Below are 7,126 nucleotides of genomic sequence, written 5' to 3' on the forward strand. Positions count from 1 at the left end.
GTGCCTTCGTCCATACTCCGGGCACGCCCGCAGCGCGGGCGGGGGAGAAGACACGCATGACCATCGCCGCCTGCCGCCGCCGTGGGCTTCTCGGCGCCACGCTTGCCACGCTGGCCGCGCCGCGCCCGGCGCGGGCCGCCTGGCCCGAGCGCGCGCTGCGCATCGTCGTGGCCTTCCCGCCCGGCAGCTCGACCGACGTGGTGGCGCGCGCGCTGGCGCAGAAGCTGGGCGAGGGCATCGGCCAGGCGGTGGTGGTCGAGAACCGCGGCGGCGCCGGCGGCAACCTCGGCGCGCAGGCGGTGAAGGCCGCCACCGACGGCCACACGCTGCTGATGCATTCCACCGCCATCAGCGTGAACCCCACGCTGTACCGCAATGCCGGCTACACGCTGGACGACTTCGCCGCCGTCGCGGTGGTGGCCACCGCGCCCAACGGCTTCTTCGTGCATCCGTCGGTGCCGGCGACCACGCTGCCCGAGCTGCTCGCCTGGATGCGCGCCAATCCCGGCGCGGCCTATGCGCATTCCGGCACCGGCACCACGCCGCATCTGGGGGCCGAGCTGCTGTTCCGCACGCTGGCCGGCGTGCAGGCCACGCCGGTTGCCTTCGGGCCGGCCCAGGCGGCGACCGCGGTGGTCGCGAACCAGGCGCCGATCGGCAGCACGTCCTTGCCGCCTGCCCTGCCGCTGATCCGCGAGGGGCGGGTGCGCGGCATCGCCGTGGCCGGGGCGCGGCGCGACCCGACCCTGCCCGACCTGCCGACCGTCGCCGAACAGGGCTTCCCGGGCTTCGAGGCGAGCACCTGGTTCGGCCTGTTCGCCCCGGCGCGGACGCCGGGCGAGGGCGTGCAGCGCCTGCTGGCGGAGGTACCGCGCGCCATGGCCTCGCCCGACCTGGTGGCGCGCCTCGCCGCGTTGTCGCTGACCGATCCCAGCCTGGTGGGCGAGGCGGCGGCGGCCTTCGCGCGGACCGAGGCGACACGCTGGGCCGAGGTGGTGCGCAGTTCGGGTGCGACCGCGGAGTAGCGCCGGCGGCACGGGCGTCTGCCTGGTGCCGAGTGCCCGAACGGGCGCCGACGCGGTCCCGCGAATCCTGGGGCACCGGAGGTTTATCTGGCGCGCCAGATGTGTGCCCGTGGCACGGCGCGTACGCGGGCGGCCGGATGTGGATGCAAGAGCGGCGTCCGCGCTGCAGGCTTCCGCCGTGCTGACATTTGCCGCCCTGGAATCCACGGTGCCCAGCGCAGGAAGCCCGACCGGATGATTCCCGCTGGTTGGATATTCCTCCGAGGGTCGAAGCCTGCGACCCCTGGCAGGAGGCCCGCCCTCAGCTCTGGAAGCGGAACGCCCCGGAGGCGCCCTCCGCCGGCGCCGCGGCGGCGGGCTCGGCGGCCGGTGCCGGCATCTGCGCGCGCACCCGCTCCTCGATCTGCCGCAGCAGGTTGCCCATGCCGTTCACCAGCGCGGGCAGCTGCGTGACCGGGATGCACAGCGTCGCGCAGGGCAGGGCCTTGCCGTCGGTTCCCGTCACCGCAAGGGTGATGCGCGCGACGCCGTGCGCGACCTGCGCCTCGGTCACGCCGTCGCAGAAGACGGTGGGGCGGTTCTCGGCCATCTCGGTCTGTCCCTGGTCTATTGCTCGCGGAAGGCGCGGGTGAAGCTGTCGCGCACCGGCTGGGTGATGTAGCGCAGGAAGCTGCGCTCGCCGATGATGATCATGGCCTCGACCGGCATGCCGGGCACGAGGGTCACGCCATCGAGGCGCGCCAGCTGCTCCGCGTCGATCAGCACATGCGCGCGGTAGTAGGTCATGCGCGTCCGCTCGTCGGTCGTCACGTCCTGGGCGACGAAGGTGACGTGCCCGTGCAGGAAGGGCACCAGGCGCTGCTTGAAGGCGGGCAGCCGCACCTCCGCCTGCAGCCCGACATGCACCACGTCGATGTCGTGGGGCTGGATGTTCACCTCGGCGACCAGGCGGTCCTGCAGCGGCACCAAATCCATCACCGGGTCGCCCGGGCGCACCACGGCGCCGATGTTGAACAGGCGCAGGTTCAGGATGGTGCCGTCCTCGGGGGCCGCGATGTCGCGGCGCACCGCCACGTCCTGCGCGGCGCGCAGGCGTTCCTCGACCTCGGCGAGGCGCGTGCGTGCCTCGCGCTGCTCGGCCGCCACTTCCTGCCGGCGTTGGCCGACGATGCCGGCGATGGTGCTGCGCGCCTCCGCCATCACCTGCGCGGCGCGGTCGAGCTGCCCCTGAAGGTCCTCGGCCTGGCCTTCCAGGGCGGCCGCGCTGCGTTGCAGGGCCAGCAGCGTGGGCAGGCGCTGCAGCCCCTGCTGGACCAGGGTGCGGGTCAGTTCCTCCTCGCGCCGGATCAGTTCCAGCTGCTGGCGCTGGGCGCGCAGCTGGCCGGTGGCGCCCGCGGTGATCGCCTCCTGCTGGCCGATCCGCGCCTCCTGGACCGACACCTGCGCCATCAGGCTCGCGCGCCGCGCCTCGAAGACCGCGCTCTGGCCGGCGATCGCATCCTGCGCGCGGGGTTCCTGCGCCTGTTCGAGCTCGGCCGGGAAGGCGATGGTCTCGGCGCCGGCGAGCTCGGCGCTGAGGCGCGCATCCTGCGCCAGGAAGGACCAGCGCTGGTTGCGCAGCGTCTCGAGATCGGCGCCGGCGCGGATGTCGTCGAGGCGCACCAGCACCTGGCCGGCGCGCACGCGGTCGCCGTCGCGCACCAGGATCTCGCGCACGATGCCGCCTTCCAGGTGCTGGACGGTGCGGCGCGTGCCCTCGACCTTGATCATGCCGGGCGCGATCGCGGCCTCGCTGAGCGGCGCCAGCGCGGACCAGGCGGCGAAGGCGCCGAAGAAGATGCCGATGGCGGCGAAGCCGAACAGCACCGTGCCCCGGGTGCGCGGGCGTGGCGGCGTGGCGGGCACCTCGGGCAGGGTTAGGCGCACCGGCGGCAGGCGCCGCGGCACGACCTCCTGGCCGGGGGCGGGCGGCGGCGCGGGGAGGGTCTCGCTCACGCCTGGGCCTCCCGGCCTTCGATCCGCCCGGGCGCGGCGGGGATCGGGGTGGCGGGCTTCAGGATCTTCTTGAGCACCTCGGCGCGGGGGCCGAACATCTCGACCGCGCCGTCGCGCATCAGCAGCACCTTCTCCACCCCCTGCACCAGGACCGGGCGGTGGGAGACCAGCACCACCGTGGTGCCCTGCCGCTTAAGGTCGTGCAGCGCGCGCAGCAGCGCCGATTCCGCATCGCCGTCCAGGTTGGAATTGGGTTCATCGAGCACGAGCAGCTTCGGATTGCCGAACATGGCTCGCGCCAGGCCGATCTGCTGGCGCTGGCCGCCCGACAGGTGCTGCCCGCCCTCGCCGATCTCGGTCTCGTAGCCCTTGGGCAGGCGCAGGATCATCTCGTGGCAGCCGGCGAGCTTCGCGGCCTCGAACACCGCCTCTGCCGGGGCCTGCGCCATGCGTGAGATGTTCTCGAGCACGGTGCCGTCGAACAATTCCACATCCTGCGGCAGGTAGCCGACATGGCGGCCGAGGTCCTCGCGCTGCCAGGTGTGCACGTCGGCGCCGTCGAGCCGGACCGAGCCCGACGCCGGTGCCAGCGTGCCGGTCAGCAGCCGGATCAGCGTGGTCTTGCCCGCCGCCGAGGGCCCGATGACCGCGAGGCTCTCGCCTGGCTCGAGCGCGAAGGCCACGCCCTTCACCACCGCGACATTGGTGCCCGGGAAGCCGTAGGTCACGCGCTCCACCGTGAGGCGCCCGGTCGGCTCCGGCAGCGCGATCCCCGGCGGGCGCAGCCGCGGCAGCACCAGGAAGGCCTGCAGCCGCCTCCAGGATTGCCGCGCCTGCACCAGCTGCTTCCAGCCGCCGATCATCTGCTCCACCGGCGCCAGCGCCCGACCCATGATGATCGAGGCGGCGATGGAAGCCCCCGAGGTCAGCTGCTGTTCCAGCACCAGGTAGGCGCCGATGCCCAGGATCGCGACCTGCACCGCGAGCCGCATGAACTTGGTGATGGCGAGCAGCGGCGCCGCGCGGTCCATCGCCTGGTTCATCGGCGCCGACATCTCGGCCACGCCGCGCTGCCAGCGCGCCATGACGGCGGGCAGCATGCCCATGCTGTCGATGACCTCGGCATTGCGCACGATGGATTCGGCGCGGCGCTGGCTGCCCATGGCGGCGGTATTCGCCTCCCGCAGCAGCTTCGAGGTGGCCAGTTCGTTGAAGATGGTCAGCCCCAGCAGCAGCACCGCGCCCGCCAGCGCCACCCAGCCCAGGGTCGGATGCAGCAGGAAGATCACGAACAGGTAGGCCGGCACCCAGGGCACGTCATAGAGCGCCAGCGCCCCGGGCGAGCCCATGAAGCCGCGCACCACGCCGAGGTCGCGCAGCGCCTCCATCCGGTAGGCGCGGCCGCGCAGCTGGCTCTCCACCGCGCGGGCGAAGCCCTCGGGGGCGACCTTCTCCTCCATCCAGGATCCGATGCGCTGCATGATGCGCGAGCGCGCCCCTTCCAGCAGCGCCATGAGCGCCAGCGCGACCAGGGCGATCAGCGTCAGGTAGAGCAGGGTGTTCAGGTTGCGGGTGGAGAGCACCCGGTCGAAGACCTGCATCATGTAGAGGGAGACGGTCAGCTGCAGCACGTTGACCACGCCGCTGAACAGGCCGACCGCCATGAACTGCGCGCGGCAGGTCGCGACCGCGCGCGCGAGCGGCGTCGATGCCGCGGGCGTCTCGCCCAGCAGGACGCGCGGGTCAGTCGCCATGCCGATCCTCGGCCACCAGCCTCATGCCAGCCTTCCTCGCCATTGTGGCGCCGACCTTCGAACGCAGCCGGCGGCCGCCCTCATCCCGCCCCCTTTGGGCGCGAGACCATGACGGGTGGGCCAGACACACCATATTTCGGCCCGGATCAACATGATCTTAGTGACATTGCGGTCCGGCAAGGGCCGCAAGACGGGAGCGCCGGGACGGCCATGGACATCGCGGAACCGATCGGCGTTGCGGCCGGGGAGGGCCAGGCGGGCCTCGAGCTCACCATCCTGATGCCCTGCCTCAACGAGGCCGAGACGCTCGGCACCTGCGTGCGCAAGGCCATGGGCTACCTCGCCCGCAGCGGGATCGCGGGCGAGGTGCTGGTGGCCGACAATGGCAGCACCGACGGCAGCCAGGACATCGCCCGCAGCCTTGGCGCGCGGGTCGTCCCGGTGGCGGAGCGCGGCTACGGCGCCGCCCTGATCGCGGGCATCGCCGCCGCGCGGGGCCGCTATGTCATCATGGGCGACAGCGACGATTCATATGACTTCACCGCGCTCGACCCCTTCGTGGCAAAGCTGCGGGAGGGCTACCAGCTGGTGATGGGCAACCGCTTCCGCGGCGGGATCAAGCCGGGGGCGATGCCGCCGCTGCACCGCTACCTGGGCAATCCCGTGCTCTCGACCATCGGGCGGATCTTTTTCGCGAGCCCGGTGAAGGACTTCCATTGCGGGCTGCGCGGCTTCGACCGGACGGCGATGATCGCGCTCGATCTTCGCGCACCAGGCATGGAGTTCGCCTCCGAGATGGTGGTGAAGGCGACGGTCAATGGCCTGCGCATCACGGAAGTGCCGACCACGCTCTCGCCCGACGGGCGATCGCGCCCGCCGCATCTGCGCTCCTGGCGCGACGGCTGGCGGCATCTGCGCTTCCTGCTCGTGTTCTGCCCGCGCTGGCTGTTCCTCTATCCCGGGGCGGCGCTGTTCCTGGCGGGCATCGCGGCGATGGCGGTGCTGCTGCCCGGCCCGGTGCGGGTGGGGGGCGTCACCTTCGACGTGCATACGCTGCTCTATGCCGCCGGGGCGGCGGTGATGGGCTTCCAGGCCATCCAGTTCTGGGTCTTCGCCCGGATCTACGGCGCCCAGCAGGGCGTCGTGCCGGAGGAGAAGCGCCTCACCGCCGCGCTGGCCCGCTTCGGGCTGGAGCCGGCGCTGATCGTGGCGGGCGGGCTGGTGCTGGTCGGCCTCGGCCTCGGTGTGGCGACGGTGGCGGTCTGGGGCGGGGAGCGCTTCGGCAATCTGGTCGGCACCGGGGCGATGCGGCTGTCGATCGCGTCCGTCACGGCCATGCTGCTCGGGTTGCAACTGGCCTTCGGCGCCTTCTTCGTGGCGCTGCTGGGGATGATGCGGGCGCGGTAGCGGCGGCGTCAGTTCCCCGGCTGCGCGCGGAAGACGATCTGGCGGGAGAGGATGAAGTTGCTGAACATCCCGGCGATCGACCCCGCCGCCACGCCCAGCACCGGGTAGGCCGCGACCAGAGGCACGAAGGCCACCAGCACCGCATAGGCGCCGTAGTTCAGCGTGAAGCCGCCGAGGTTCACGAGCAGGAACAGCGCCCATTGCCGGTGCACCTGCTGCCCGCCGCCGCGGTGGCGGAAGGTCCAGATGCGGTTGAGCAGCCAGGTGGTCGTCGCCGCCGTCACGTAGGAAATGGCACGCCCGCCATAGAGCCCCGCCCCGAGCGCCAGCGCCCCGTACAGGACCGCGGTATCGACCACGAAGCCGATCGTGCCCACCGTGCCGAAGCGCAGGAATTCCCATGCGAGCGCCGCGAGGCGCGGCCCCAGCAGGCGGATCATCAGCCGGTCGATCTGGTCTGGCAGGGCCATGGAAGGGCTGTAGCCCGCCGGCGCGCCGCTGCGAAGCGCCCCCCGCCGGCTTGCCAGCCCGGCGGGGCCGCTGCCACCGTCCCGCCGTGCCGAAGCGGAGTTGGCGATGGTCGCGGTGATCGGTCTGGGCAACATGGGCATGGCGATGCTGGGCCGCCTGGTGGGGCAGGGGGTGCGGCCGCGCGCCTTCGACCTCGACCCCGCCAAGCGGGCCGCCGCCGCCGCGCTCGGCGCCGAGGTGCCCGCGGCGATCGAGCAGGCGGTCGCCGAGGTCGTGGTGCTCTCCCTGCCCAGCGAGGCCGCGAGCGCGGCGGTGCTCGCCGCGATCCTGCCCGTGCTGCCCGCGGGCGCGGTGATCGCCGACACCTCCACCCTCTCGCCCGTCGCGGCGCGCGGCTTCGCGCGGCAGGCGGCGGCGCGCGGCTGCGCCTATCTCGATGCGCCGGTCTCGGGCGGCGCGGCGGGGGCCGCGGCG

At 72.8% G+C, this 7,126-nt stretch carries 7 protein-coding genes; 3 read left to right on the plus strand and 4 right to left on the minus strand.

The window, feature by feature from the left end; translation table 11 throughout:
• Nucleotides 1-1,025 (plus strand): Bug family tripartite tricarboxylate transporter substrate binding protein (locus tag HW578_RS20555; RefSeq protein WP_232479160.1); only part of this gene is annotated, 1,025 nt, incomplete at its 5' end.
• Nucleotides 1,026-1,326: 301 nt separating this feature from the next.
• Here HW578_RS20555 and HW578_RS20560 read toward each other — a convergent pair.
• Genes HW578_RS20560 through HW578_RS20570 form a run of 3 tightly spaced genes read right to left on the minus strand, consistent with a single transcriptional unit; the run spans nucleotide 1,327 to nucleotide 4,774 of the window.
• Entirely contained in the window at nucleotides 1,327-1,614 is a 288-nt protein-coding gene (locus HW578_RS20560) for a hypothetical protein (protein WP_198372584.1), read from the minus strand.
• 17 nt (nucleotides 1,615-1,631) lie between these two features.
• The gene (locus tag HW578_RS20565; protein WP_369407944.1) at nucleotides 1,632-3,020 is read right to left on the minus strand and encodes an HlyD family type I secretion periplasmic adaptor subunit; all 1,389 of its coding nucleotides are present in this window, start codon (nucleotides 3,018-3,020) and stop codon (nucleotides 1,632-1,634) included.
• Nucleotides 3,017-4,774: a type I secretion system permease/ATPase gene (locus tag HW578_RS20570; protein WP_198372585.1), complete on the minus strand. Its 1,758-nt coding sequence runs from the start codon at nucleotides 4,772-4,774 to the stop codon at nucleotides 3,017-3,019. The genes HW578_RS20565 and HW578_RS20570 overlap by 4 nt, the downstream gene beginning before the upstream one ends.
• A 210-nt stretch (nucleotides 4,775-4,984) precedes the next feature.
• On the opposite strand from HW578_RS20570, the gene HW578_RS20575 reads away from it, so the two are divergent.
• A complete protein-coding gene (locus HW578_RS20575; RefSeq protein ID WP_198372586.1) occupies nucleotides 4,985-6,181 on the plus strand; it encodes a glycosyltransferase family 2 protein in 1,197 nt (398 codons plus the stop codon).
• An 8-nt stretch (nucleotides 6,182-6,189) separates the two neighbouring features.
• Here HW578_RS20575 and HW578_RS20580 read toward each other — a convergent pair whose 3' ends face one another.
• Nucleotides 6,190-6,651 (minus strand): GtrA family protein, encoded by a 462-nt coding sequence (locus HW578_RS20580; protein ID WP_232479161.1) that lies wholly within the window; start codon nucleotides 6,649-6,651, stop codon nucleotides 6,190-6,192.
• A 106-nt stretch (nucleotides 6,652-6,757) separates the two neighbouring features.
• Between HW578_RS20580 and HW578_RS20585 the strand changes: the two genes are divergently transcribed.
• A partial coding sequence (locus HW578_RS20585; RefSeq protein ID WP_198372587.1) for an NAD(P)-binding domain-containing protein occupies nucleotides 6,758-7,126 on the plus strand: 369 nt, incomplete at its 3' end.

The sequence above is a fragment of the Roseomonas rosulenta genome, from assembly GCF_016106005.1.
Lineage (GTDB): Bacteria > Pseudomonadota > Alphaproteobacteria > Acetobacterales > Acetobacteraceae > Neoroseomonas > Neoroseomonas rosulenta.

What these genes read in the sequence shown, in the direction of transcription:
- HW578_RS20575 (WP_198372586.1), top strand. Translation starts at nt 4,985, where the DNA reads ATGGACATCGCGGAACCGATCGGCGTTGCGGCCGGGGAGGGCCAGGCG.
- HW578_RS20580 (WP_232479161.1), bottom strand. Translation starts at nt 6,651, where the DNA reads ATGGCCCTGCCAGACCAGATCGACCGGCTGATGATCCGCCTGCTGGGG.
- HW578_RS20560 (WP_198372584.1), bottom strand. Translation starts at nt 1,614, where the DNA reads ATGGCCGAGAACCGCCCCACCGTCTTCTGCGACGGCGTGACCGAGGCG.
- HW578_RS20570 (WP_198372585.1), bottom strand. Translation starts at nt 4,774, where the DNA reads ATGGCGACTGACCCGCGCGTCCTGCTGGGCGAGACGCCCGCGGCATCG.